A 26,060-nucleotide genomic window follows, 5' to 3' on the forward strand; every position below is an offset into this window, starting at 1 on the left:
TCTGGCGTGGCATCGACAATTCGAGATGGGTCAACGGCCCCGTCGATCCCGGGCCTGCCCGAAATCGAATCGATGCGTCAGCATCTTGGGCCGTTGGTATCATGAGCCCGCGCGGTGGAGCCGGAGGCTCCAGACGCTTGCGCGAACCCGAAATCCGCGTTGCGTGGCCATCGATCGGATTTCGTCTGGTACCAACGGCTAATCCCATCGGTCCAAGATGCTGACGCATCGGGCCGATGGGTCATCTCGAATTGTCGATGCCAAGACAGCGGCTTGGCGAAAATTCGAGAAGGGACCCAAAGGCCGTTTCCAACGACCGTTGGTATGACATCCTTCGCCGAAGCGGTGACCGTTGCGGCGAAGGAAGCGCAACAGCGGCTTACTCGGCCTCGGGCTCGATCTTCTCCAGGCCGCCAATGTGGCGCTGGGCGTAGAGCGGCAGGCCGACTTGGCGGATCAGCTCGAGCTGAGTCTCCAGGAAGTCGATATGGCCTTCCTCGTCGGCGGCCAGATCCTCGAAGAGAAGCTTCGAGACGCGGTCGTTGATCGATTCGCTGTACTGCGCGGCTTCGAGGTAGAGGCTGCGCGCCTCGACCTCGGCGGCGAGATCGCACTCGATGATCTCCTGGACGTTCTGCCCGATCCGCAGCGGGTCAAGTTCCTGTAGGTTCGGGAAGCCGTCGAGGAACAGGATCCGATCGATAAAGCGATCGGCGTGGTTCATCTCTTCGATCGATTCCTTGCGCCAGAACTTGGCGAGATCGATATAGCCCCAGTCATTCAGCATCCGGAAATGGAGCCAGTACTGGCTCACCGCGGTCAACTCGCTGCGCAGTCCGCGGTTGAGGTACTCGATGACCTTGGCGTCACCCTTCATTGCTCGATCTCCCGTATCGATCGTCCATCGGACCGAGCAGATGCCGGCCCAATCGCGCCCTAGCTATCAGCGAACGTTCCGCAGGGCCACACCAGCCAGGCCCAGACAGGCCGGGAATAGCCTCTTGCACTGTCCGACCGCTCGGCGATGGCGGCGTCGCTCCGGCTCCACCACGCGGGGTGGTGCAGGCGGGCTGATGATGGCGATCACATGTCGAGGCACGCGAAGGCATCGAGGTCGAGAGCATGGCCGGCCCTGTCGCGCTTGGCTGTCAGGTAGCGGATGTTCTCCGGCGTGATCCGGCCGAGCGCCCGCTGGGTCTCGACCACGACGAGCCCCGCGGCCTCCAGACTTGCGGCCTTCTCGGGATTGTTGCTCAGGAGCCGGACGGCGGTGACGCCGAGCGCCTTCAGCATGGCGGCGGCGAAGTCGAACCGGCGCTGATCGAGGCCGAAGCCGAGGGCCTCGTCGGCCTCGTAGGTGTCGAGCCCCCGCGCCTGGAGATCGTAGGCGCGGATCTTGTTGGCGAGCCCGTTCCCGCGACCCTCCTGGTCGAGATAGAGCACGATGCCGCCGCCATGCTGCGCCATCCAGCCGGCGGTGCCGCGCAGCTGGTCCCCGCAATCGCATTTGAGTGAGCCGAACAGGTCGCCAGTGAGGCAGGCCGAGTGCAGCCGCACCGCCACCGGCTGCGACAGGTCCGGCCGGCCGATCACCACCGCCACCTGATCACGCAGGCCCTCGCCGCCGCGGAAGACCACGAACTCGCTGTCCGGGGCGCTCGCCAGCGGCACCGGGGCCCGGCTGACCGGCCGCAGGGAGGCCGCCTTCCGGCCCGGATAGGCGGCCACCGCCGCCGCCCCGATCGTGAGGGTGCCGGGAGGCGCGGCCTCGCCCGGCACCACCAGCACTGCCGGGAGCACCTGCGCGAGCGCCATCAGCGCGAGGGCCGCCTCGTCGCCGGGCGAGGCCGGCGCCACGGGGGCATCGATCCGCCCGTCGAGGCGGAGCGCCAGGGCCTCGATCCGGGCCGGATCGATCGTCGGGAGAGCGACCGCGCCGGCCTCGTGCCGGTCGGCCAGGCCGAGGCGGCGCAGGCGCGGCGCCGGCAGGACGAGGCGCGCGCCGGTCCCGGCGAGGGCCGTGAGGGCGGCGGCCATGTTCCTGTCGAGATCGTCGCCGAGGGCCTCGACCGACAGTGCGAGCACCGGGTCCGCGCCGCGCAGGGAGACCGGCCGCCCGGCACGGATCTCCGCCAGCGCCCGTTCGACGTCGATCTGTTCCTGCATCTGTTCGCGGCCCGCGGCCGGGTCTAGACTGCTGCTACTCTGCATCGTGACCGACATCATCGACCCTGAGAGAGATGGCCCCGGCGCGGTCGCGATGGGCCGGGTGCCTGGACGTGGTGAGAATCTTGGAGGAGAACCGCGGAGGCGGCTGACGCCACGATCCGGGACCAGACGACACGTGACATGTCCTGCCCGGCTCTGCCATCGATCCCGCCGTCTACGTGTCGCGCCTTTGCAGGGTTGTCCATACACCCCAGGGGTGCCGTGTGTCCCCGTCGTTTCTCTGGTCCCCTGCCGCTCCTCGTTCCTAACTGTGAGGTCGCATGACGCCGCGCCATTATGCTCCATCCCAGAAGGTGCTGCACTGGGCCGTCGCCGCCCTGATCGTCGCCCTGGTGCCGATCGCCCTGGCGATGGCCAACCTGCCCGACGGCGACCTGAAGAACGCGCTCTACGAGTGGCACAAGTCGTTCGGGCTCACCGTGCTGGCCCTGGCCCTGGCGCGGCTCCTGGTGCGCGCCGCCCGCGGCGCTCCGCCTCTGGTGGCCAGCCTGCCCGCCTGGCAGGGCCGGGCGGCCCATGCCTCCCACCTCGCGCTCTATGCCCTGATCGTGGTGGTCCCAATGCTCGGCTGGGCCGGCACCTCGGCCTGCTGCGCGCCGGTGATGCTGTACTTCACCCTGCCCCTCACCCTGCCGATCTCCGGCGGGATGCCGGTCGGCGAGGCGATCCTCCGGGTGCATCAGGTCGCGGCCTTCGCGCTGGTCGCCCTGGTGGTGCTGCACGCGGCGGCGGCCCTGCACCACCACCTGGTGCGGCGCGACGGGACCCTGCGGCGGATGCTGCCGGGGCGGGCGGAGTAGGCCGGCCGCTCCGGGATGCAGGATCCTGCCACGTCGAACGAGGAGGCGCGGTTCCGGGCCGTTGGGCCGCCCGCTATGACGACGGCATCGTGAAGTGTATCGGCCGTCCCGCCGGAATGGCCGCAAGCACGATCGGCGGAACGGTCCGCACCACGGCCTCGTTCAAGCCCAGCTCGACGAAGTTCTCGTAGGTCTTGATGGCATACTTACGGATGTTGATCGACGGATCACCGAAGATCAAATAGATCTCGCCGGTTTCGCTGTCGCTCACTAGGCACGTGCCGGGGCTGAGGTCCGGGCCTTCGGCAACGCTGTCCAGATCCGGAAGGTGGTCGAAGTTCACGCCGGGCCTGAACAACGCATCATAGACTTGCGCGCTGGTCACGTAGTGCCGCAACCCGTTGAATACCAGCCATGTCTGTGTCTTTTCCTCATTGATGAGGCGTCGACCATTGAGATCCGGACGGATGGACTTCACAATACGAACTCCGACTTGCAACGGACTGGCAAATGCCATAACAATCGCGCCGCGTGATTGCAAGCCGGATCTGCCCTGCTGATCGCCTGTCATTGCAGTATCGCGCATCGAGACGCGCAAGCAAGATTTGGTATTCATATCCGCATCATCCGCAATGTTGCATTGTGAATGACTGAGGCGGGCGCGGACATCGCCGGTTGCGAATGTCGCGGCCGTCGACAATACCTTATCGGATCGTCTTGGCGGGCATGGAACATTCCTTAGAGTCCGTTGGGAAAGCCCCCTCAGCATACGAAATGTGGTGCCCGATGGGCAGATTGGGCGCCACATGGTGCGTCTGGAGACCCCTTGTCCAACGGACTCTTAGGGTCCTGTTTGGAGTCCTGTTTGATCGCAGATTTTTGCCGCCGAACCGGTGACCGCTTCGGCGAAATCTGCTTGGAGCATTTTCCGACGAAGTGGATACCGGTTCGTCGCAGAAAATGCGGCAAAATCAAAGAGCTAGAGAAGCTTCGCGATGGCAACGCGATCGTGAAGCGCTCTAGGCGCTGGCCAGCCGCGCCCGCACCAGTTCATCGAGGGACTCGCCCCCGGCGATCTTGTATCCGGCTAGTCCCGCCGCATGGGCGGCGGCCACATCGTGGTCCTGGTCGCCGACCAGGAAGCTCCTCGCCGTGTCGACGGGCCAGTGGCTCAGCAGATCCAAGATCATGCCCGGGGCGGGCTTGCGCCAGTCCGACGGGCGTGCATAGGCCAGCACCGTGCCGTCCGGATGGTAGGGGCAATACCGGAAGGCGTCGATATGGGCGCCGATCGTCCGCAGCTCCGCCTGCATGAAGGCGTGCAGCCGGTTGACGGCCGCCTCGTCGTAGAATCCCCGTGCGACCCCGGCCTGGTTCGTCACCACGAACACGAAGACGCCGGCATCGTTCAGGGTCTTGACCGCCTCCTGGGCGCCGGGCAGCCAGCAGAACCGCTCGATCTCACCGACATAGTGGCGATCCTCGTTCAGGACGCCGTCGCGGTCGAGAAAGACCGCCGGCCGGCGCTGGGCCGCTGGGATCGCGTGCTGGGCCCGCTCGAAATCGCTCGGGATCCCGATGTCGATGAAGAAGCCGTCATAGCGCCGGCCGGCAATCCGGCCCGTCTCGGCCAGCGGAGCGAGGCCGTTCGCCTCGAGCGAGCAGGATGGCGACAGGGCGTCGACCAGGTCCCGGCGGACCACGTAGATCCCGCCATTGACGAGGCCGGGGGCGGAGGATCCGGTCTTCTCCGCGAAACGCCGCACGCGTGGGCCGTCCACCGTCACGGTGCCGTAGCGCGCCGCATCCTCCACCTCCCGCAGGGCCAGGACCGCGAGGTCATCCGGCTCGAGCCGGGTCGCCAGGTCGAGGAGGTTGACGTCGAACCAGCTATCGCCGTTGAACAGGAAGAACACCGGGTCGAGATGGTCGCGGGCATGCCAGAGCGCGCCGCCGGTCCCGGCCCGGTCGGGCTCGACCGCGATCTCGAAGGTCAGGCCGAGACGCGGGCAAGCCTCCGCCGCGAAGGCGCGGATGTCGTCCGCGCGGTGGGCGGCGAGGAACAGGATCCGGTCGAGCCCGAACCGGCCGATCTCGAACAGCAGCCGCTCGAGGAACGGCGTCTCCGCCACGGGAAGCAGCGGCTTCAGCGCCGCCTCCGTCAAGGCTCCGAGGCGGCTGCCGATCCCCCCGCAGAGGATGACGGCCTGCCGGATGTCCGTCGGCCGGGTTTGGGTCGCTGTCATCATGGTTTCCAGTCAAAGACGATGAGGCGCCGGACGGAGCACCATCCCGGGCGGCCATCCCCGCCGGCCATGCGCGTGCGAGCGGGGCTCGGTCGTGTCGTCGTGGGCGCTGCTCGCCGCCGGCCCGGCGGCGCCCGGCACCCCCGTCCCCCTTTGTCAGGCCGGACCGCCGAAGATCTCCGCCTCGACGGCGCCGCAGATCGCATGGGCCGCCGTGATGTGGAGCTGCTGGATCATCGGCGTCCGGGTGTGCGGCGCCGCGAGCACGAGGTCGCAGAGATCCGCCATCTCGCCGCCATTCGCGCCCATGAGGCCGACCGTGGTGACGCCCAGCTCGCGCGCGGCGCGCAACGCCCGCAGGATGTTGGGTGAGCGGCCCGAGGTCGAGATGCCGCAGAACAGGTCGCCCTTGCGGCCGAGCGCGAGGACCTGCCGCTCGAAGACGCGATCGAAGCCGTAATCGTTGCCGATGGCCGTCAGCACCGAGGTGTCGACCGTCAAGGCGATCGCGGCCAAAGGCGCCCGGTCGAAGTTGAGGCGGGAGACGAATTCGCCCGCAATGTGCTGGGCGTCGCCTGCGCTGCCGCCATTGCCGGCGAACAGGAGCTTGCCGCCGCCTCTCAGGGTGCGGATGCAGGCCGCCGTCATCTGGCGGCACGATTCGATGAAAGCCTGTTCCTTGAGGGTGTCGGCCATCGCGGCGCTGGAGGCTTCGAAGTGGGACAGGACGTGGCAGGGCTCGGTGGACATCGGGTCTTCTCGTGGGCTGGCAGACGTCTCGGAGGGGCGAGGGGGGCGGCGGGTCACTCCGTCGCGGAGGTCGCGGGAGCGCCGCCGAGTTCCGGGATGGAGGGTTGCATGCTGCGCACCAGCGCGGCCAGCGCGTAGTTCCGCGTCAGGAACTCGATCGCCCGGGCCGCCCGCTCCTGAGCCGCGGCCGGATCGAGGAGGCAGTGGATGACGGCCTCCGCGAAGGCGTCGGGCTCGTCGGCCACGAGGCAGACGTCGTCCGCATCGATGCCCTGCATGCCGATCGTGGTCGACACGACCGGGATCGCGTTCGAGAACGCCTCGATGACCTTCCCCTTGACGCCGCCGCCGAAGCGCAGCGGCACGATCGCCGCCGAAGCCTGGGCGTAGAGCTGCCGCAGGGCGGCGTCGCTGATGTGACCGGCCACGCTCACCGACGGGGCCGTGTTGACGAGGTTGCGGATCTCGCCGGGCGGGTTCGAGCCGGCGATCGTCAGCCGGGCCTCGGCCACGGCAGCCTTCACCTTCGGCCACACCTCCGAGACGAACCACAGCACGCCGTCGACGTTCGGGCCGTGCACGAAGCCGCCGACGAACATCAGGTGGGCCGCGTCGCGCTGGGGCGCATTCTTGTGGCGCTCCCCCATCGCGGCGATCTCGGCCTCGTCGAAGAACCAGGCCGGCACCGCCGCGGCCGCCGGCAGGCCGGGCAGACAGTCCCGCAGGATGTCGATCTCGGTCTGGCTCGGATAGAAGATCGCATCCGAGCCGAGGCAGATCTTCTCTTCGAGCGCACGCATCGTGGTCATCTCATGATAGACCTTCTCATCCTGAGACACCTTCCATTGGATTTCCAGGCGGCGCCAATGCAGGTCGTGGCCGTAGAAGACGATCTTGCTTTTCCGGCGGTCGATCGCGTCGATGTACTTCTCGGCGATCTGGGGCCGGCTCAGGAAGACGTAGCCGAGGTGATCCGCATTCTCCCGGTACCATGTTTCGAACCCGCCGACATGGTGCGGGCCGTAGATCACCTCGACGCCGAGATTCTGGAGCGGCCTGGCATAGGCGCGGTCGTTGTAAAGGTTGTCGGGCCAGAACGTGACCTGGAATCCCTGCTTCAGGAACATCCGGATGAAGTGCAGCATGGTGCGCGATCCGGCATCGCGGTCCCATTGCGGCACGTAATGGTCGACGATCAGGATGTGGGGGCGGCGCGCGCTCCGGTCCCGGGCCAGGAAGACCGTCTCGGCCTTCGGGAAGTGCTCGGCCTTGAGGGTCGCGCCCCAGCGGTCGAGGAACTTGCGCTGGTTGGAGACCTGGTAAGCCTTGATCCCCGACGTGACGTCGCGGCCGTGGGAGCGGCCCTCGTGATGGATCAGGACCGAATGCGCCGCGAGCCAGGTCCGGTAGCCGGCGGCGCGGACCCGGAAGGCGATGTCGGAATCCTCGCAATAGGCCGGCGTGAACAGCGGATCGAAGCCGCCGAGTTCGTCCCAGAGCGCCTTCGGGAGCGCGATCGAGGCCCCGGAGATGTAGTCGACGTCCTTCGAATAGCTGAAATGCGGCAGCCGGGGATCGCCGCCGCGACCGTAATTCCAGGCGCTGCCGTCGTTCCACAGGATGCCGCCGGCCTCCTGGAGCGTGCCGTCGCCGTTGAGGAGCTTCGAGCCGGTCATGCCGACGGCCGGGTCGGAGGCGAAGGGCGCGACGAGTGCGTCGAGCCAGCCGGGCAGGACGAGCGTGTCGTTGTTCAGGAAGACGAGGATCCGTCCGCTCGCCTGTCGCGCGCAGGCGTTGCAATTGGACAGGAAGCCGAGATTGGTCGGGTGCCGGGCCAGCACGATGCTGGGGCCGAGCCCCGGCACGACGGTCGGCGTCGCATCCGTCGACCGGTCGTCGCCGACGATGATCTCGTAGCTGTGCGACGTCTCGTGCTCGAGAATCGAGACGATCGCGGTCAGCGTGTAGACGAGGTTGTTGTAGACCGGAATGATGATCGACACGTCGGGCAGCGTCCCGACAGCCGGCGCGGCGCGCCGTTGGGCGCGCTGGACGAGATACTTGAGCGCCGGGCTCGACGCGAACCCGTCCGGATCGGCGTCGTAGGTCGTGATCACCGAGAACAGGTAGGAGAGCGCGTCGATCGGGCCGTCGCCGAACTCGTCGACCACGTAGTCCCGCAGGCTCTGGGGGATCCAGTAGTCGTTGAGTGTCGACGGCCATGTGTCCGCATCGACCACGGGGCTGAGCGCCTCGCCGAGGCACCGCTCGATCACCGCGATGACCGGACCGTCGCCCGCAAGCCTCTCGATCTCCGCATTGGGAGCGTGGTTCGCCCAGAGGCCGGCCCGCACGAAATGCTGGAACGCGTCGCCCACATGCCGCACCGACTCGGGATAGCGCGAGACGTAATAGTGCCGGTCGAACAGCGGATGCGGCTGAAGCTCCGCGGCCGCGCCGACGCGCACGTAATGCGACAGCGGATTGAGCCCGGAGGCCAAGGCGTTCGGATGGGTGGCGAGGTACCAGTCGCCGTCGAACATCACGTTCGGCGACCGGCCCTCGCGCCAGCCGGTCTCGACGTAGTGACGGAACGGATCGACGCCGTCTTCCAGTGCGTCGCCGTAGAGCCGCAGGTAGCGCTGTTCGTCGAAGAACAGCTTTTCGTAGACGGGTTCACCCGGATTGACCGCCTGGAGGCGCAGGGGTGAGCGCGGCTGGGTCTGCATCATGTCCAGCCGGACGATGTGCGATGCGCGTCTCACGGCGTGGGCAAACGCATCCCTGTAGGCGAGGATCCCGGTCAGGGATGCAAGCTGTGCGGCATCCGCCTCGTCGCGGGCTTTCAGGCGATCCTCGGCGTCGCGGGTGGCCTCGGCGAGGGCCGTTTGCAGCCGGTCATGCTCGTCCTTCGCGGCGGCGAGCCGCTGCCCGAGAGACTGGGCCGCCTCGCGCAACTCGGCCTCCCGCGCGTCCCGCGCCTGGCGTTCGGCCGCATACTCCGCCTCCCGCTCCTGGATCCGGCGCTCCAGCGCCGCGGCCGAGGACTCGAGGCGGCTGCGCAGCGCCTGCTCGTCGCTGACGCGATCGCGAAGGAGCGCGACCTCCCGGTTCGCGATCTCACGGTTGTGCCAGGCGAGCGCGATGCCGTCGATCAAGGCATGCACGGTGGCGGGCGTCTGCTCACCGTTCAGCCGCGACAGGAGCGGCGAGACCATCGACAGCTCCCGCTCGAAGACTTGCCGCTGCCGCTCGGCCCCGCGCTGCTCGGCCTGCGCCAGCAACTCACCGATCTGCGCCTCGCGCACCGACAGGGCGCGCTCGGCGCGCGCCGTATGGGCGGCAAGCTGATTGCCGGCTTCGAGCAGGTGCTGGATCGTCAACCTGTTGTCGGACAGGACCTGGTGGGCCGCTTCGGCGATGCGGGCCTGGTCCGTCAGGGCACTCTCCTTGTGGCGGGCGAGGACAAGGTCGTGCTCGATCTCGCCGATCCGCCGGCGGAGACTCTCGGTCTCGTCGTGGACGCCGGACGCCCACCGGGTGACCTCGCGATAGGTGAGCCAGAGATCGTCGTCCGGCAGCACGAGAACCGAATCGGCCGCGACGGGATGCTGGATCTCGCCGTCGCTGCAAAAGCCGACATAGTATTCGGGCGCGGCCAGGCGGGCGACGCCGGAATGGATCTCGGTGGGCCGGGTCAGGCCGCCTCGATCGCCGGTGAAGGCCCGGTAGCTGGGCTCGTTCGGGAGGATGCCGGTCGCCAGCGGGGCGACCATCGACCCGATGAACATGCGCTGGCCGCGCATGTCGCAGGTCCTGAAGCGCGCCGACAGCAGACCCTGGAAGCTGGCCAGGTCGAACTCGTGAAGATGGAACGGGTTCGGCTTGGACACGCTCTTCTGGTACTCGGGCTTGTTCGGCGACGAGATGATGAGGAGGCCGTCGGGCTTGAGGACGCGCTTGATCTCCGTCAGGAAGCGGTCCGCGTCCTTGAGATGCTCGATCGTCTCGAACGAGACCACGACGTCGAAGCTGGCATCGTCTGCCGGAAGCTGCTCCGCATCGCCCTGCAGGAAGGTCAGGTTGTCGCGATGGCCGTAGCGGGCCCGGGCATCGGCGATCGTGGCGGCGTCGATATCGACGCCGGTGACGTGGCGCGCCACGGCTGCGAGGTTCGCAGAGCCGTAACCCTCGCCGCAGGCAATGTCGAGCACGGCCGCACCGGTCACGTAATCTTTCGCCACTGCATAGCGATGCAGATGTTCGTAGGCTATGCGCCCCTTGATCGAGGGGGTGTAGCGCTCCAGATCGGCCATTATCGATTCACCAGCAGAAGGACAGTTCGGTCGAGGCGCGGGAGACGAGGAGGATGGCGGTCGTCCTGCCTAAGCAGACTTGCGTTGGCAGGCCACCGCTTCGTCCGCTTAGGGTCTTGTTTGATCGCAGATTTTTGCCGCCGAACCGGTGACCACGTCGGCGAAATCCGCTTTTGCGGAGCCGCATCGCGCAGCTCAGCTGAGTGGTTGTTTTTGCATCATTCTTGTCGCCGAACCGCGAGTCGCTTGGGCGCATGACGCTCAGGTCTGGGTTTTCCAGGATTCGACGCCTCGACCGGCCAGGTGGACCGGCCATGCCCAGCCGCCGGCCTCGAACAGCTCGTCGATGATCTGGGTCGACACACCGGATGCGGTCTTCTTCTTCGAGATCCACGGATTGTTGAGAACCGCGCCGAGCGTGCGGAGATTCCCGGTGAGCAGGGCCTGCTTCATGTCGATGGCGGCCTGCTTGATCGCATGGAGCGCGTCGAGCGTCTGCGCGTTGCGGCCGACCTGCGGATCGATGATCTGCTCGGATTCGCGCGAGACGCCGGTGGAGCAGATGACGAGCGACGCTTCCAGCTCGTTGAGCACCGAACGGTCGACCCGCAGCGGGTCGGCGATGACCCGGTCCTGCGGGAGGAACTCGATGAAGTTCACGCCACCGAACGAGGCCGCAGACTGATCCTGCTTGCCGCCGGCGAGGCTCAGCCTCAGGCGCTCGATCTCGAAGGCGAGATGGGCCAGGTCGTAGGTCCCGAGCGGCGTGTTGCAGAAGAACCGGAACGCCTCGCACAGAGCGACGGCGAGAGCCGACGAGGAGCCGAGCCCCGACCCGTGCGGAGAATCGACGCCGGTCGTGACCGTCATGCCGGCCTTGGGATCGAGGGAGCCCGACTCGACGAAATGGTTGTAGACCGCCCGATGAAATCTCAGGCCCGATCCGATATCGAGGGCGCGTCCCGTCGAGTGGCTCTCGTCCGTGTTGATGTCGCTCGCCACGAAGCGGATGACGCTGTCGTTACGCGGTGTGATGAAAGCGTATGCGTAGCGGTCGATCGTGCAATTCAGGATGGCTCCACCATATTCGTCGCAATATGGGGACAGGTCGGTGCCGCCACCTGCGAGACCGGGCCTCAGAGGCGCTCGTGAGCGAATGGCAACTTCTCGCAAGACGCTAACTCCTTTGCCTGGCCCGGCATCAAGCAAATTTTTCACTCTGATGCAAGAGAATTATAGCCAAAGTCAGGACAATAGAGCGGTCGCAAAAATAGGTTCCGCATCTTCAAAGGCAGCAACTTGCCACGTGTTGCCGTAGGGCTGATCACTATCACCCGTCCGGGTGGCGGCGATGTCGGCGGGTGCCGATGCTGAGAACCTGTTCGCGCGAGAGAGGCCGGGCTCGAAGTCTCTCGACGGCACGTGATGATGGGCGTTGCACAGGGACCTTCGCAGATCGGACGTGTCTCGTTGCCGTGATCTGACGCAAGGTCGTGGCGGATCGGGGCCGATCCGCGAGGGCCGGCTCGGGTGTCATGCTGGGTGACGCGGCGTGCCGGGGGGCTGGGGCAAGGGGCCGGGGCAAGGGGCCGGGGACCACGTCAGGAAGGCGCTGTCGCTGCCGGAGCCGGCACGGCCAGCAGATCCCGATGGCCGATCACCGCCCGCGTGCCGGGGCGCTGCCGCAGCGCCGACCAGGCCGCGGCATCCGAGGCAGCGACCTGCCCGGTCTCCCGCGCCGCCTGCGCCGTGCCCTCGGCGAGCTGGTGCAACAGGGCCTCCGCGTCCGGCCCGAGGTGCCACGGGCTGGCGGCGCTCTCGACCGCATAGCCCCACGCTCGGAAGGCATTCGCCAGCGCGTCGGTCGCGCCCGGGCCGGCGGCGGGCCCGAATCCCTTGTCGCCGGCCTGGTGGGCCAGGAAGGCGGCGTGGATCGCGGCGTCGTCCGGGTGCGGCGGCGTCCAGTCTTCCTCCCCGTCATAGGTGAGGGCGGTGTAGAAGACGGCGCGGGCCTGCGCCACCGCCCGGGCGACGGTGGCGATCCAGGCGTCCGAGGCGAGATCGAACAGGGCCGCCGCGGTGACGAGGTCCGGTTTCTCCTCCAACGCCGCGGCCGGGTCGGCCGCGAGGTCGAGGGCGCGGAACCGCACGGCGATCCGCGCTGGGCCGCGATGCAGGATCAGGCCCTCTCCCGCCGGTTCCGCCCGCTCGGCCCAATCCGTCAGGCGCAACCGGGCGGCGGCGAGCAAGGCGGGATCGTGGTCGACCAGCACCCAGTCCTGGGCGGAACCCAGATGGGGGGCCAGCGCCCGCAGGTTCGAGCCGGTGCCGCAGCCGAGATCGACCGCCCGCAAGCGCGGCGGCAGCACCCGCGCCAGGGCGGCGACGAGGCCCGCGTCCCGGGCGGCGTGGTCGGCGGGCTCGCGCAGGGCGAGCCAGTCTGGGCTGAAGCCGCTCATGCTGTCCTCACGGTCGGGGTCGTCATGCGGGGGACTTTACGACGGCATCGTTCATGGCAGCGGCGACCGCCGCCGCGGTGTCGGGCCAGTCGGGCAGGCGCCGCCCCGCCGCCCAGGATGCCGCGGCGGCCTCGGCGCGGCGGGCCGGATCGGCGATCAGCGTGCGGAGCGCGGCGGCGAGGGCGGGCGCGTCGCCGGGCGGCACCGCGTGGCCGGCGCCGGCCGGCACCGTCTCGGCCGCGGCGCCCCCGGTGGTGGCAACGAGGGGCAGGCCGCGGGCCAGGGCCTCGGCCAAGGCCATGCCGTAGCCCTCGAACAGCGAGGCCGAGACCGCGAGGTCGGCCTCGGCATAGCACCGCTCCAGGGCGTCCGCCGTCACCGCGCCTGCCAGGGTGATGCGGCTCTCGAGACCCGCCGCGGCGATCCGATGGCGCAGGGCGTCGGCGCAGTCGGGCGCCCGGTCGAGGCTGCCCGCGATCGTGAGCGACCAGTCGAGATCGGCCAGCATCGCCAGCGCCTGCACCAGCACGGCGTAGCCCTTGCGCGGCGTCACGGTGCCGACCGAGAGGAGCCGGACATGCGGGCCCGGCCGCGGCGCCACCCGGACCGCCGGGCGCGTGCCGGGCTCGGCGATCGTGATCGTCGCGAGCGGCACGCCGAACTCGGCCGCGAGCAGCCGGGCGGTGAAGCGGCTCGTCGCGACCACGCGGTCGGCGAGCGCCAAGGCCGTGCGCTCGCGCGCGATCAAGGCCGCCGCCCGTTCCGGCGACAGGCCGGTCTCGTAGCCGAGGGGGTGATGCACCAGGACCGAGACCGGCCGCCCGGCGGCGCGGATCACCTCCGGCGGCAGCGCCCCGTAGGCGAGGCCGTCGACGAGGAGGCCCGCCTCGGCCGGGACCTCGGCCAGGAGGGCAGCGGTGCGGGCGAGGTCGTCGGCGCCCGGATCCGGGAACCCGCCCGGCAGCGCCAGATGGGTCGCCACGATCCCCTGGCCCGGCAGGTGCGCGAGGAGCGCGCGGGCATAGGCGTAGCCCCCGGTCGGCGCCGAGAGGTCGCCCGGGACGGCGAGAACGAGCCGCATCAGGCGAGCGGCGCCTCGAACCAGGCCCGCGCCAGGTGGGATTCGTGCAAGGTGACGCGCAGGCGGCTCACGCCCTCGCCGCCGGGGCCGAGATCGCCGGCCCGCGTGGCGGCGGCCATCGCGCGATGGATGTGCCCGCACAGGAACTCGGTGGTGGTGTTCTGGCCCGCAAATTCCGGCAGGTCGTCGAGGTTGCGGAAGGTGAGCGGCGCCAGGATGGTCTTGAGCGCCTCGCTCGCCCGGCCGATATCGACCACCACCCCGTCCGCGGTCAGGGTCTCGCGGAAGAACGCCACGTCGACCACGAAGGTCGCCCCGTGCAGGGCCTGCGCCGGCCCGAACAGCTCACCCTTGAAGCTGTGGGCGATCATCACGTGGTCGCGGACCTCGACGGCGTACATGGGAACTCCTGTCAGTAGCGGATCACGGTGCACAGGCCCGGGGCGCCGGGCTTGAGCAGGCGGGGCAGGGCGGCGGGCAGGTCGTCGAAGGCGACCTCCTCGGTGAGGAGGGCGTCGAGGCGGTCGTCGCGGAGAAGGTCGAGGGCCTTGGCGAGGCGGCGGCGGTGGCTCCAGCGCGGACGGCGCGAGGCCGCCACCGCCCCGACCTGGCTGGCGATCAGGCGCAGGCGCCGGGCATGGAAGGCGAGGCCCAGCGGCGCGGCGATCGCGTCGGTGCCGTACCAGCTCAGCTCGACGATCGTCCCCTCCTCCCCGGCGAGCGACAGGGCCAGCGCCAGCCCGGCCGCGCTGGCGCTGGCGTGGACAACGAGATCGGCCTCGTCCGGTGCCGCCTCCGGCAGCGCGAAGGCGAGGCCCAGCGCCCGCGCCGTTCCGGCCCGGGCGGGGTCGCGGTCGATCAGGCAGACCTCCGCTCCCGGCAGGCCGGCGCAGAGATGGGCGACGAGGAGCCCGACCACCCCGCCGCCGACCACCGCGATCCGGTCCCCCGGCCCGGCGCCCGAATCCCACAGGGCGTTCAGCGCCGTCTCCATGTTGGCGGCGAGCACCGCCCGGCGCGGCGGCAGGCCCGCGGGCAGCGGGCAAAGCGTGTCCCGGCGGGCATTGAACGCCTCCTGGTGCGGCTGGAGCGCGAAGACCCGCTCGCCTGCTTCCGTCTCGGCGACGGCGCAATAGCCGTACTTGACCGGGAAGGAGAAGTCGCCGTCCTGGCCTGGGGCCCGCATCCGTTCGGCCACCGCCTCGGGCACACGGCCTTCGAAGACCAGCCGCTCGGTGCCCCGGCTCAAGGCCGTCCACAGGGTGCGCGCCCGCACCTCGCCCGGGCCGGGCGGGGACAGGCGCTCTTGCCGCAGCTCCGCTTGGCCGGCTGCGCTATACCAGAGCGCCCGCACGGCCTCCGCCGTGTCGCTCCCGGATGCCTGACGATGCCGCAAACCGACTCCTCGGTGGTCACCCTCGCGGAGGGGCCCGCCCGCGCTCCTCTCACGACGCCGACGGGCCTGCAAGCCTGCCTGATCCTGCGCCGTCGCCGCCTGCTGGTGCTCGGGCTCAACCTGGCCACCATCCTGGCCCTCGCGGCGGCCCTCTGGATGGTGCTGGCGGAGGACGGCATCGACGGGCTCGATCTCGCGCTCCTCGCCTGCGGCCTCGCCACCCTGCCCTGGACGGTGCTGGGGTTCTGGAACGCCGCGATCGGCTTCCTGCTCCTGCGGGCCGGCCGGCCGGGCGTGCTGTCCGCTGCGCCGCACGTGTCGGCCGGGGAGGAGGCGGTGCCGCTTCACGTCACCACCGCCGTGGTGATGACCCTGCGCAACGAGGACCCGGCCCGGGCCCTGTCGCGCCTCGCCCTGGTGCGCGAGAGCCTGGAGCGCACCGGTCAGGGGGCCGCCTTCCGCTACCACGTGCTGAGCGACAGCGACGATCCCCGGGTGATCCGGGCCGAGGAAGACTGGGTCGCCTCCTGGCGCGCCGGCCTGCCCGAGGCGGAGGCTGCCCGGATCCATTATCGCCGCCGCCCCGACAATGCCGGCTACAAGGCCGGCAACCTCCAGGATTTCTGCGCCCGCAGCGACGCCGAACTGATGCTGCCCCTCGATGCCGACAGCCTGATGACCGGGCCGGCGATCCTGCGCCTCGTGCGGATCATGCAGGCGCATCCGCGCCTCGGCATCCTCCAGAGCCTGGCGGTCGGCGCGCCGGCCGCGAGCGCCTTCGCGCGGCTGTTTCAGTTCGGGATGCGCCACGGCATGCTTCCCTACACGCTGGGGGCGGCGTGGTGGGGGGCGGAATGCGGCCCGTTCTGGGGCCACAACGCGGTTGTCCGCATCGCCCCCTTCGCGGCCCATTGCCGGCTGCCGCTCTTGCGCGGTGGCGGGGCGGTGCTGTCGCACGACCAGGTCGAGGCGGTGCTGATGCGCCGGGCCGGCTACGAGGTCCGGGTGCTGCCGATCGAGGAGGGCAGCTTCGAGGACAACCCGCCGACGCTCCTCGACCACCTCACCCGCGATGCCCGCTGGTGCCGGGGCAACATGCAGTATCTGCGCCTGCCGGCGATGCCCGGGCTCCTGCCGATGAGCCGGTTCCAGCTCGCCTGGGCGGTCCTGATGTTCCTCAACCCGCCGGCCCTGACGCTGGCCGTCCTGCTCCTGCCCTGGCGCGCCGCGACGCAGGGCGGCCCGGCGACGGGCGCCGCCGCGCTCTATCTCGTCTGGCTCCTGCTCTCGCTCGCCCCGAAGCTCGCCGGCTACGTCGCCGTGCTGGCGGATCGCGAGGCGCGGGCGGCCCATGGCGGGGGGCTCCGCTTCCTCGCCGGGATGGCAGCCGAGATCGTGGCCTCGTTCCTCCTGCTCGGCGCCTCGTCGGTGCGGCTCACGGCCGTCATGATCGGGCTCCTGATCGGCCGGGCCGGGTTCTGGACGGCGCAAGGTCGGGACGCCAGGGGCGTGCGCTGGAGCGAGGCGGTCCGCTCCCTCGGCGGAGTCACGCTGTTCGGGCTCGTCGTCTGCGTGGCGCTTGCGTGGATCGCGCCGGCTTTGCTGGCCTGGAGCCTGCCGCTCACCCTCGGCAGCCTTCTCAGTGTGCCTTTCGCTGTCGTCACCGCGGCGCCGGGCACCGGGCGCGCCATGGTCCGAGCGGGGCTCTGCGCGACCCGGGAGGAGATCGCCCCGCCCTGGGAGATCGCGCGGCTCCAGGCCGGCCGCGCGGAGGCTGCCGGGGCCTGACAGGGTGGGCCGGGCCTCACACGGCCCAGCCCGATCCCATCGTCAGGCGGCGATCCAGGCGAAGCGCTCGGCCTCGTCCCAGGCGCAGGCTTCGCCGAGCGCTGCCGCGAACACGCCTGACAGGCGCGCCCGCTCGGCCTCGACCACCGGACCGTCGACTGCGACCGGCCGGCAGCGGGCGGACAGGCCCGGCACGACGAAGTCGGGATTGTGCAGGGCGTGGTCGGAGCTTTCCGTGAAGAACGGCCGGTCACCCCAGTCGAGGTAGCTCTCGGCGGGCAGGCCCTCGGCGAGCAGGATGTCGTGGGCGTCGAGCTCGACGTGCCAGTAGGTGACAGCGTTGACCGGCTCACGCGCGATGCTGGTGCCGTTGATGAGGCACATGATCGGCACGAGGTGGCCGCCCTCGTTGTCCGCATCGGCACCGACGAGGACCGGGTGGCCGGGGGAGAGGCGCAGGTCCCGGGCGGGGAGGCCCGGCCCGAAGGCGTCGGCGCGGACATGGATCGGCTGCTGGTCGTGGTGCAGCGTCGTGCCGTTACCGTCGATGGCGCGGTGGCCGATCCAGATGATCGGCCGCAGGGCGCCGGAGGCGGTCACGGCCCGGTCGCCGACCCGCAGGTCCTCGACGGCGACCTCGGCCTCGAGGCCGTCGCGCAGCACGCGGATCCGCGTGCCGGTGACGAAGCACACCGGCGGCGTGTAGTCGGTCGGGGTGTTGTTGGTGTCGAAGCTGACGCGCTGGCGCGGCGCGAGCGTCGTGTTCGAGAGGACGTAGCGGAAGGTGGGATTGGTCGTGCTGTTCGTGAACTGGATCATCCCCGGCGAATCGTACTGCGTCGCGTACAGCGTCTTCGTCGTGGACGTGGTCTCGTCCGGGAAGATGCCGGTCGCCTGGATGGTGTCACCGGCCTTGTTGACCGTGCCGGTCACCGTGATGGGCGAGGTCGACACGTCGTCGATGCCGAAACCGGCCGAAGGCGCCCCGTCATCCGAGCCGACAAATCCCGGCCCATAGACGGTATTGTTGAAGACAGGCATCGGATGAACCTCCCCGGCTTATTGATGATGATGATCGCGTCGGAATGCCGATCGCGCGAACAAGCATTCGCGTGATGGCGGGGCCGGCCGCGCTGCCTGCCGGTGGCAGCCGCTGCGACGACGCCGGAAGGGTAAGCACGTCCGCCGCTGCGGAAACACCCGGTCTTGCGGGTATGTACAAGAGTTTCTTAAGGTGTGTGATTTTATTGTGACGATGTTGTGGGACCGAGAGGAAGTCATCGCGGGATATAGGCGATGTCAGCAATCGATTTGCCAGATATTCCCGATAGGCATTGCCGAATGTTCCCAACGGATGGCGTCCGGTCTGCGGATATCGACGGCGCGCTCGTCCACCGGGAGACCGTTCGGCCGGATTGGCTCCGCCATCAGATCAAGCAGGGTCCTGCCAGGATATTGGAAAGTCGATGTTCTCAGCCTCGTCCGGGGCCGATAAAAAGGCGTCCGGCATCTGGACAATCGGGTCGGTCAGGATGACGCCGAGCCTCGAAAAATTGCTTCTGGAACTTTCGATCTTCTGCGCTGCGGGCTCGGAAAGCGGGACCCTGGGTGACGTGCAGAGTGGCAATTGTGTGGGACGACAAGACAGGGCGGTCATCGCGAGAGCGTTCCGGGTGAGCGCCGTCCGATCACGCCGCGCCCGAGACCGGGCGCCTCACCCCAGGCCCCGGGCGCGACCGGGCCGTTGAGAAAGGACACGCCATCGCCTTCGCCGCGAAACCGGCGGAGACCGGCGCATAAGCCCCCGTCCGGTTGCGCTTGTGGAGAGAGCTGCCGCTACCCCCCGAATTCCCGCTTCAGCCCCCGCCGCGTCCGGTGGCGCTCCAGCGCCAGGTCGACGAGGCGGGTCAGCAGCTCCGGATAGGGAACGCCGGAGGCTTCCATCATCTTCGGGTACATGCTGATCGAGGTGAAACCCGGCAGGGTGTTGACCTCGTTGAGGAAGAAATCCCCGCTTCTCCGGTCGAGGAAGAAGTCGACGCGGGCCATCCCGCTGCATTCGAGCGCCTCGAAGGCGCGCAAGGCGAGGGCCCGCACGTGCTCCATTTGCTCCGGCGCGATGTCGGCCGGCAGGTCGACGCTGGCGCCGTCGGGATCGATGTACTTGGCGGCGTAGGAATAGAAGTCGTGGTGGGGTTGTGGGTTCAGCTCGCTCGCGACGCTGACGAAGGGCGGGTCGCCGCCGAGCACCGCCACCTCGATCTCGCGGGCGTCGATGCCCTGCTCGACCAGCACCTTGACGTCGTACTGGAAGGCGTCGGCCAGCGCCGCCGTCAGGTCGGCCCAGTCCTTGACCTTCTGGATGCCGACGCTGGAGCCCATGTTGCAGGGCTTGACGAAGACCGGGAGCGTCAGGGCCGCGGCGATGTCGTCGGGGGAAACCTCGCCGCGGTCCCAGGCGCGGCGGGTGAAGGCGCGGTAGGGCGCGATCGGGATGCCGGCGAGGCCGGCCAAGCGCTTGGTGACGTCCTTGTCCATGCCGACCGCCGAGGCCATCACGCCCGAGCCGACATAGGCGGTCTCGGTCAGTTCCAGCAGGCCCTGGAGCGTGCCGTCCTCGCAGAGCGGCCCGTGCAGCACCGGGAAGACCACGTCGATCTCGGCGCGCGCCGGCGTGCCGTCGAGCGCGACCACGGCGGCGCGCCCGTCCGACCCGCGCGCCAGCCGCACCTCGGGGCTCTCCGGCGGGATCGCCAGGCTCTCGTCCCCGGTCTGGGTGATCCGGCGCAGGTCGTGGCGCTGCCAGCGCCCAGCCTTGTCGATGCTGACCGGGATCACCTCGAAGCGGCCGCGGTCGAGATGGCGGATCACCGAGGCGGCGGAGCGCAGCGAGACCTCGTGCTCGCCGGATCTGCCGCCATACAGGACGGCGACGCGGGTCTTCTCGGTCATGCGCGAACCCTCGATCACCTGAAACGCGAGATGCCAACCCGCGCGGCACCCGCCGGGCGGCCCTCATTATCGCCGGATGACGATTTCAGAAACCCTACGAGGCGGCGCCCTCCGGCTCGGCCCGGCCAAGCTCGGTCCGCAGCAGGCCCAGGAAATTCTCCGTCACGGCGCCGGCCGGCGCCCGGTACAGGGCGCAGACATCGGCGACCGGGGCCGGGCCGGCCAGCGGGCGGTAGGCGATGTCCGGCCGCTTCAGGGCGCCGGTCGAGTCCGGCACCAGGGCGACGCCGAGGCCCGCCGCCACGAGGTTCACGAGCGAGGCCGATTCGACCACCTGCTGCACGATCCGCGGCACGAAGCCGGCGGAGAGGCAGGCGTCCCGCAGGGACGCGGCGAAGCGCGAGTCGCGCAGGCGCAGCGAGACGAAGGGCTCGTCGGACAGGTCGCCCAAGGCGATCGCGGTGCGCTCCGCCAGGCGATGCCCCGCCGGCAGGGCGACGCCGACCGCCTCGGGCCAGGCCCGCACCACCCGCAAGGACGGATCCTCCGGCGGGCAGCGCAGGAAGCCGAGGTCGGTGCGGTGGGTGTGCAACGCGGCCGGCTGTTCGCCCGGCGGCATCTCGTGCAGGCGCACCAGCACGCCGGGATAGCGCTCGCCGAAAAGGCGGATCAGCCGCCCGAGGGGGCCGGCCAGAATCGAGCCGGTGAGCCCGATATCGAGGGTGCCGCTGCGCCCGGCCCCGATGGCCCGGGCCTCGGCCGAGGCTTCGTCCACTTCCGCCAGGATGCTCCGCGCCCGGGTGAGGAAGGCGGTTCCCGCGGGGGTGAGGGCGACGCTGCGGCTGGTGCGCCAGAGGAGCGGGGTGCCCAGCTCCGCCTCGAGGTCGCGGATCTGCTGGCTCAGCGGCGGCTGCGAGACGCCCAGGCGCTCCGCCGCGCCGGTGAAGCTCAGGGAGTCCGCCACCGCCACGAAATAGCGCAGGTGCCGCAATTCCACGACGGGGCCGGGCCGGATCAAGACGAAAGACGTCTGGACCATACGCAACGGAATATTGGACGTCCAGCGCGGGGAGCCTCAGTGGTGAGGCTCGGGCAGGAGACGAGGGCCCCGGCCCCGGCCGACCAAGGGGCGGCTGGACAGCCCATCGCCCCGGCCATACCCCAAGGGCGCTGATCCCCTGCGCCGCTGATCGGACCCGACCGCCATGCCGCACGACCGGCCGCCGAACCCCCGGTTCCTCGGCGCAGAGGTGATGGCCCGCCTCGACGCGCTGGCGCGCTTCAGCGCCGACGCGGACGGGCTCACCCGCCTCTACCTCACGCCTGCCCATGCGCAGGCCGCCCGCCAGGTGGCCGCCTGGATGGAGGAGGCCGGCATGGACACCCGGCTCGACGCCGCCGCCACCGTCGTCGGCCGCTACGAGGCCGCGACCCCCGGCGCCCCGACCCTGCTGCTCGGCTCGCATATCGACACGGTGCGGAATGCCGGCCGCTACGACGGCAATCTCGGGGTTGTGACGGCGATCGCCGCCGTGAAGGCCCTGCATGACGCGGGCGAGCGCCTGCCCTTTGCCGTCGAGGTGCTGGCCTTCGGCGACGAGGAGGGAGTGCGCTTCCCCGTCACCCTCACGGGCTCGCGGGCGCTCGCCGGGCTGGTCCGGCCCGAGGCCCTCGAGGCCCGGGACCGCGACGGGATCAGCCTGGCGACGGCGCTGACCGGGTTCGGCTGCGACCCCGACGGCATCGCCCGGCTCGCCCGCGACCCGGCCTCGGTCCTCGGCTATCTCGAAGTCCATATCGAGCAGGGGCCGGTCCTGGACGAGGCGGACCTGCCGGTCGGCATCGTCACGGCGATCGCCGGGGCGAGCCGCCTCGTCGTCACGGTCGAGGGCCGGGCGGGCCATGCCGGAACGGTGCCGATGAGCCTGCGCCACGACGCCCTGGCGGCGGCGGCCGAGATGGTGCTGGCGATCGAGGCCGAGGCGACGGCAACCCCGGACCTCGTCGCCACGGTGGGCCAGATCGAGGTGCCGCGGGGCGCCGTCAACGTCATCCCGGCCCTGACCCGCTTCAGCCTCGACCTGCGCAGCCCCAGCGATGCCGTGCGCCACGCCGCCCTCGCGCGCCTGCGCACCGCCTTCGACGCGATCGCGGCGCGCCGCGGCGTCGCGGTGAGCGCCCATGCGCGTTACGACGAGCCCGCCGCGTCCTGCGCGCCCGGGCTGAGGGACGCCATCGCCGCGGGCATCGCGCGCCTGGGCCTGCCTCCCCGGCACCTGCCGAGCGGGGCCGGCCATGACGGCCTGGCGCTCGCCGGCCTGTGCCCGATCGGCATGATCTTCGTGCGCTGTGCCGGCGGGCTCAGCCACTCCCCGGCCGAATCCGTCACCGAGGCCGATGTCGATCTGGCGACGCGCCTGCTCGTCGACGTGCTGCGCCACCTGCGGCCGCAAACCGTGCGGCCGGAAACCTCGCTTCCCGAAGCCTTGGCCCGGCCCTCGCATGAGGCCCGGCCCTTGAGTCCTCACCCCTTGAGTCCCACCCCCCACCCAGGAGAGACCCCGTGACGGAACTGAAGATCAAGGCCGGCCCGTTCGATCTCGTCGGCCGGCTCGAGCTCGAGAAGGCGCCGCAGACCTGCGCGGCCTTCCTCAAGGCCCTGCCCTTCGTGAGCGAGGTCATCCACGTGCGCTGGAGCGGCGAGGGCGTGTGGATGCCCCTCGGCGACCTCGATTTCGGCGTCGGCTACGAGAACCACACCAGCTATCCGGCCCCGGGCCAGATGATCCTCTATCCGGGCGGCATCAGCGAGACCGAGATCCTGCTCGCCTATGGCGGCGTGCACTTCGCCAGCAAGGTGGGCCAGCTCGCCGGCAACCACTTCTTGACCATCACCACCGGCATCGAGCACGTCTACGACCTCGGCCGCATGACGCTGCTGAAGGGCGCCCAGCCGATCCGCTTCGAGGCGATGTAGGCGCGGGGCCGGCGCCCCGCCGCGACGTTTGCTCAGACGGGAGCCCCTTGCGGCGGGGCTTTCCGCCCCCTACGCCTGACGGGCGGCCCGACCGGGAGGTCGTTCGCCCCCCCGGACGGGGCCGTCGGGGCGTTTGAGACATGAACCTGAAACGGTCCTACCGCAGTCTCGTCGGTGGCGTCTGGGCGGGCGTGCTGACGACCTGCCTCGGCCTCGCCACGGTCACGGTCTGGAACGACAGCCGCGACTACGAGCGCACGATCCGCGATGCCCGCAGCACCGCCGAGGCGGTGGCGCAGGCGCTGGGCCAGGAGGCGAACCGCCTCGTCTCCTCCGTCGACATGCTGCTCAGCGCCGCCGCCGCCCGGGTCGATGCCCACACCTTCGGGGCGAGCCAGGTCTATACCCGCCAGCTCCTGTCCGGCCTGATGGGCCACATCCCGGCGGTCATGGCCGTGCGGGTGCTCGACGGCACCACCAACAGCGCGCTGTTCGGCCAGGGCGGGGCGGTGGGCGGCGGGGGCCGGCCCACCGATGCCGACCTCGTCCGGGCCGCCCTGGCGGTGGGCCAGTCCGAACTGGCGATCGGCTGGCCGACCCGGATCGGGCCGGCCGATGCCTGGTTCGTCAGCGTCGCCCGCCTGGTGGTGCCGCGCCCGGGCGAGACGCCGCTCGTTGCGGTGGCCGATCTGTCGCTCACCGAATTGCAGCGGCTCTACGGCCGGCTCGACCTTGGGCCCAACGGCGCCATCGGGCTCCTGCGCAGCGACGGCGTGATCCTGGTGCGCCATCCCTACGTGCCCGACAAGGTCGGCCGCAGCGTCGCCGGCGGCACCCTGATGCGGGCCGCCGCGGGGGCGGCCGGCGGCACCTTCGACGGCAGCGCCTCGCCGATCGACGGCGTGCCGCGTTACGGCAGCTTCCAGCGCGTCGCGGGCGCGCCGCTCCTCGTCACCACGGGCGTCTCGAAGGACGAGACCCTGGCGGCCTGGCGCGAAGGCGTGCGGCAGGACGCCGCGGTGGTGCTCGGCATCAGTACCGTCCTGGTCGGCCTCGGCTTCGGGCTGACCCGGGCCTTGATGCGCCATCGCGATCTCGAGGCGGAGGCCCGGCGCGCCGCCGGCATGCTCTCGGCCGGGGAGGCGCGCTACCGCCTGCTCGCCGAGAACACCAGCGAGCTGATCGTGCTCGCCCACGATGACGGCCGGCGCAGCTACGTCTCGCCGGCGGTGCGGCGCCTGCTCGGCTACACGCCGGAGGAGGCCGTGGCGATGCGCCTGCGCGATTGCCTCCACCGCGAGGACCTCGCCCTGCTGGTGACCCAGGCCCGCCGCCTCGCCGGCGGCGAGGCGCAGGTCAGCGTGGTCTGCCGCATCCGCCACCGCACCGGCGGCTGGGTCTGGGTCGAGGGGGCGTTCCGGCGCATCCCGGGGGCGGCCCCGGGCGAGCCCGCCATCATCGCGACCTTCCGGGACGTCGGCGAGCGCCAGCGCCACGCCCGTGCGCTGGAAGAGGCGCGGATCACCGCCGAGCGGGCGAGCCAGGCCAAGACCGACTTCCTGGCCTCGATGAGCCACGAGATCCGCACGCCGTTGAACGGCGTCATCGGCTATGCCGACCTGCTGCTGGCCGACCGTACCCTGCCGGGCCGGCACCGGCGCTACGTCGACCGGATCGCCGCGGCGGGCGGAGCGCTGCTGACCGTCGTCGACGACATCCTCGACTTCTCGCGCATCGAGGCCGGCGGCATCGCGCTCGCCGAGGTGCCCTTCGCCCCCGCGGCGCTGGTCGACAACGCCGCCTCGATCGTGCGCGGCCTGTCCGAGCCGAAGGGTCTCGCCCTCGACGTGGCCATCGATCCGGCGGTGCCGGACTGGGTCCGGGGCGATCCCGACCGGCTGCGCCAGATCCTGCTCAACCTCCTCAACAACGCCGTCAAGTTCACCCCCGCCGGCCGGGTCATGGTGCGGGTCGAGGCCGAGGGCGGGACGTTGCGTTTCTCGGTGACCGACACCGGCATCGGCATCGCCCCTGAGCAGCACGGCCGCCTGTTCCAGCGCTTCAGCCAGGTCGACGGCTCGATCCGCCGGCAATATGGCGGCAGCGGGCTCGGTCTCGCGATCTGCAAGGGCCTGGTCGAGCTGATGGGCGGCACGATCGGCGTCGAGAGCCGGCCGGCTGCCGGCTCGACCTTCTGGTTCCGGGTGAGGCTGCCGGCCTGTCCGGCGCCGGTGGCGGAGGCCGCGGAGGGCCGGCCGGCGCCGGTGCGCCCGGCCCGCCTCCTCCTCGTCGAGGACGTGCTGATCAACCAGGACCTCGCCCGGGCGGTGCTGGAGTCCGAGGGCCACCACGTCGACGTCGCCGGGGACGGCGCGGCGGCGATCGAGGCGGTGCGGGCGCATCCCTACGATCTCGTCCTGATGGACGTGCAGATGCCCGGCATGGACGGGATCACCGCCACCCGGACGATCCGCACCCTGCCGCCGCCGGTCGGCACCGTGCCGATCGTCGCGATGACCGCCAACGTGCTGCCGGCCCAGCTCGAGACCTTCCGGGCCGCCGGCATGGACGGCCATGTCGGCAAGCCGTTCAAGCGTGCCGAGCTGGCCGCGGCGATCGCCCGGCACCGGGCCGATGGCGGCGCCTCCGTCGCGGTTCCGACGCTGGTCGATGTCGACGCCTTCGCGGAGGCCCGCACGCTGATGGGCCGGGAGCGGATCGACGGCTTGCTCGGCATGCTGGCGGCGGAGCTGGAGCAGCGCTTCCGCGCCCGCAGCGGCGACCGCGCCGGCCTCGCCCACGATGCCCACGCGATGATCTCGGCCGCGGGTCTCCTGGGCTTCACCGGCTTGTCCGATCTCTGCCGCGAGATCGAGGAAGCCTGCCTTGCCGGCGCCGACCTGCCGGACCTCCAGCGCCGGATCGAGGCGGCCCGGGTGGCGGCTTTGGCGCAGATCCAGACGTTGCGGGCGGCGTGAGGGGGACGCTCCATCCCACGCGCGACCTCAGGATGAGGCTGAGGGTGGGATGACATGGTTCGGATCGGCCGGATTGCCGTTTGGACAG

Annotated in this window: 19 protein-coding genes; 5 read left to right on the forward strand and 14 right to left on the reverse strand. The window is 70.4% G+C overall.

The genetic code is table 11. The features are described from left to right. Positions 1-379: 379 nt before the first annotated feature. Together bfr and ribA are read right to left on the reverse strand one after the other, a co-directional pair. Positions 380-877, reverse strand: coding sequence for a bacterioferritin (gene bfr / locus VP06_RS07205; protein WP_048463151.1), 498 nt, complete (start codon positions 875-877; stop codon positions 380-382). Positions 878-1,083: 206 nt separating this feature from the next. Further along, on the reverse strand, positions 1,084-2,211 hold the full coding sequence (gene ribA / locus VP06_RS07210; protein ID WP_245291086.1) for a GTP cyclohydrolase II RibA: 1,128 nt from the start codon (positions 2,209-2,211) through the stop codon (positions 1,084-1,086). 278 nt (positions 2,212-2,489) lie between these two features. Between ribA and VP06_RS07215 the strand changes: the two genes are divergently transcribed. Continuing rightward, a complete protein-coding gene (locus VP06_RS07215) occupies positions 2,490-3,029 on the forward strand; it encodes a cytochrome b (protein ID WP_048463153.1) in 540 nt (179 codons plus the stop codon). Positions 3,030-3,102: 73 nt separating this feature from the next. Here the strand turns inward: VP06_RS07215 and VP06_RS36040 are convergent, their stop codons facing one another. From VP06_RS36040 to VP06_RS07260, 9 genes are all read right to left on the reverse strand, one after another. Then, positions 3,103-3,729, reverse strand: coding sequence for a hypothetical protein (locus tag VP06_RS36040; protein ID WP_156295487.1), 627 nt, complete (start codon positions 3,727-3,729; stop codon positions 3,103-3,105). A 319-nt stretch (positions 3,730-4,048) separates the two neighbouring features. Beyond that, entirely contained in the window at positions 4,049-5,275 is a 1,227-nt protein-coding gene (locus tag VP06_RS07225; RefSeq protein ID WP_063928355.1) for an HAD-IIIA family hydrolase, read from the reverse strand. A 156-nt stretch (positions 5,276-5,431) separates the two neighbouring features. After that, positions 5,432-6,025, reverse strand: coding sequence for a D-sedoheptulose 7-phosphate isomerase (locus VP06_RS07230; protein WP_048463156.1), 594 nt, complete (start codon positions 6,023-6,025; stop codon positions 5,432-5,434). 53 nt (positions 6,026-6,078) lie between these two features. Further along, positions 6,079-10,341, reverse strand: coding sequence for a methyltransferase domain-containing protein (locus VP06_RS33640; protein ID WP_053081576.1), 4,263 nt, complete (start codon positions 10,339-10,341; stop codon positions 6,079-6,081). Between the two features lie 261 nt (positions 10,342-10,602). Continuing rightward, positions 10,603-11,550, reverse strand: a complete 948-nt coding sequence (locus VP06_RS07240) for a GHMP family kinase ATP-binding protein (RefSeq protein WP_197093154.1) — start codon at positions 11,548-11,550, stop codon at positions 10,603-10,605. Between the two features lie 392 nt (positions 11,551-11,942). Further along, positions 11,943-12,800: a class I SAM-dependent methyltransferase gene (locus VP06_RS07245; protein WP_048463157.1), complete on the reverse strand. Its 858-nt coding sequence runs from the start codon at positions 12,798-12,800 to the stop codon at positions 11,943-11,945. Positions 12,801-12,822: 22 nt separating this feature from the next. Then, positions 12,823-13,881 (reverse strand): glycosyltransferase family 4 protein, encoded by a 1,059-nt coding sequence (locus VP06_RS07250; protein ID WP_048463158.1) that lies wholly within the window; start codon positions 13,879-13,881, stop codon positions 12,823-12,825. Further along, complete coding sequence (locus tag VP06_RS07255; RefSeq protein ID WP_048463159.1) at positions 13,881-14,282, reverse strand: 6-pyruvoyl trahydropterin synthase family protein; 402 nt, start codon at positions 14,280-14,282, stop codon at positions 13,881-13,883. The genes VP06_RS07250 and VP06_RS07255 overlap by 1 nt, the downstream gene beginning before the upstream one ends. Positions 14,283-14,293: 11 nt before the next feature. Continuing rightward, positions 14,294-15,142: a zinc-dependent alcohol dehydrogenase gene (locus tag VP06_RS07260; RefSeq protein ID WP_048463192.1), complete on the reverse strand. Its 849-nt coding sequence runs from the start codon at positions 15,140-15,142 to the stop codon at positions 14,294-14,296. Positions 15,143-15,268: 126 nt separating this feature from the next. Here VP06_RS07260 and mdoH point away from each other — a divergent pair, with 126 nt between their 5' ends. Beyond that, on the forward strand, positions 15,269-17,065 hold the full coding sequence (mdoH, locus tag VP06_RS07265) for a glucans biosynthesis glucosyltransferase MdoH (RefSeq protein ID WP_048463160.1): 1,797 nt from the start codon (positions 15,269-15,271) through the stop codon (positions 17,063-17,065). A 42-nt stretch (positions 17,066-17,107) separates the two neighbouring features. On the opposite strand, the gene VP06_RS07270 is transcribed toward mdoH, so the two are convergent. The 3 genes from VP06_RS07270 to VP06_RS07280 form a co-directional block, all read right to left on the reverse strand. Continuing rightward, positions 17,108-18,106 carry a Hint domain-containing protein gene (locus tag VP06_RS07270; RefSeq protein WP_048463161.1) on the reverse strand — a complete coding sequence of 333 codons (999 nt, stop codon included), beginning with the start codon at positions 18,104-18,106 and terminating at the stop codon, positions 17,108-17,110. Between the two features lie 795 nt (positions 18,107-18,901). Continuing rightward, positions 18,902-20,017 (reverse strand): D-alanine--D-alanine ligase family protein, encoded by a 1,116-nt coding sequence (locus VP06_RS07275; RefSeq protein WP_048463162.1) that lies wholly within the window; start codon positions 20,015-20,017, stop codon positions 18,902-18,904. Between the two features lie 94 nt (positions 20,018-20,111). Further along, the gene (locus VP06_RS07280) at positions 20,112-21,014 is read right to left on the reverse strand and encodes a LysR family transcriptional regulator (RefSeq protein WP_156295488.1); all 903 of its coding nucleotides are present in this window, start codon (positions 21,012-21,014) and stop codon (positions 20,112-20,114) included. 208 nt (positions 21,015-21,222) lie between these two features. On the opposite strand from VP06_RS07280, the gene VP06_RS07285 reads away from it, so the two are divergent. From VP06_RS07285 to VP06_RS07295, 3 genes are all read left to right on the forward strand, one after another. Further along, entirely contained in the window at positions 21,223-22,584 is a 1,362-nt protein-coding gene (locus VP06_RS07285) for an allantoate amidohydrolase (protein WP_063928357.1), read from the forward strand. After that, positions 22,581-22,994 carry a DUF3830 family protein gene (locus VP06_RS07290; protein WP_048436207.1) on the forward strand — a complete coding sequence of 138 codons (414 nt, stop codon included), beginning with the start codon at positions 22,581-22,583 and terminating at the stop codon, positions 22,992-22,994. The genes VP06_RS07285 and VP06_RS07290 overlap by 4 nt, the downstream gene beginning before the upstream one ends. Positions 22,995-23,134: 140 nt before the next feature. Further along, entirely contained in the window at positions 23,135-25,972 is a 2,838-nt protein-coding gene (locus VP06_RS07295) for an ATP-binding protein (RefSeq protein WP_053081579.1), read from the forward strand. Positions 25,973-26,060 lie beyond the last annotated feature (88 nt).

Origin of the sequence: Methylobacterium aquaticum (genome assembly GCF_001043915.1) — a bacterium.
GTDB classification, from domain to species: domain Bacteria; phylum Pseudomonadota; class Alphaproteobacteria; order Rhizobiales; family Beijerinckiaceae; genus Methylobacterium; species Methylobacterium aquaticum.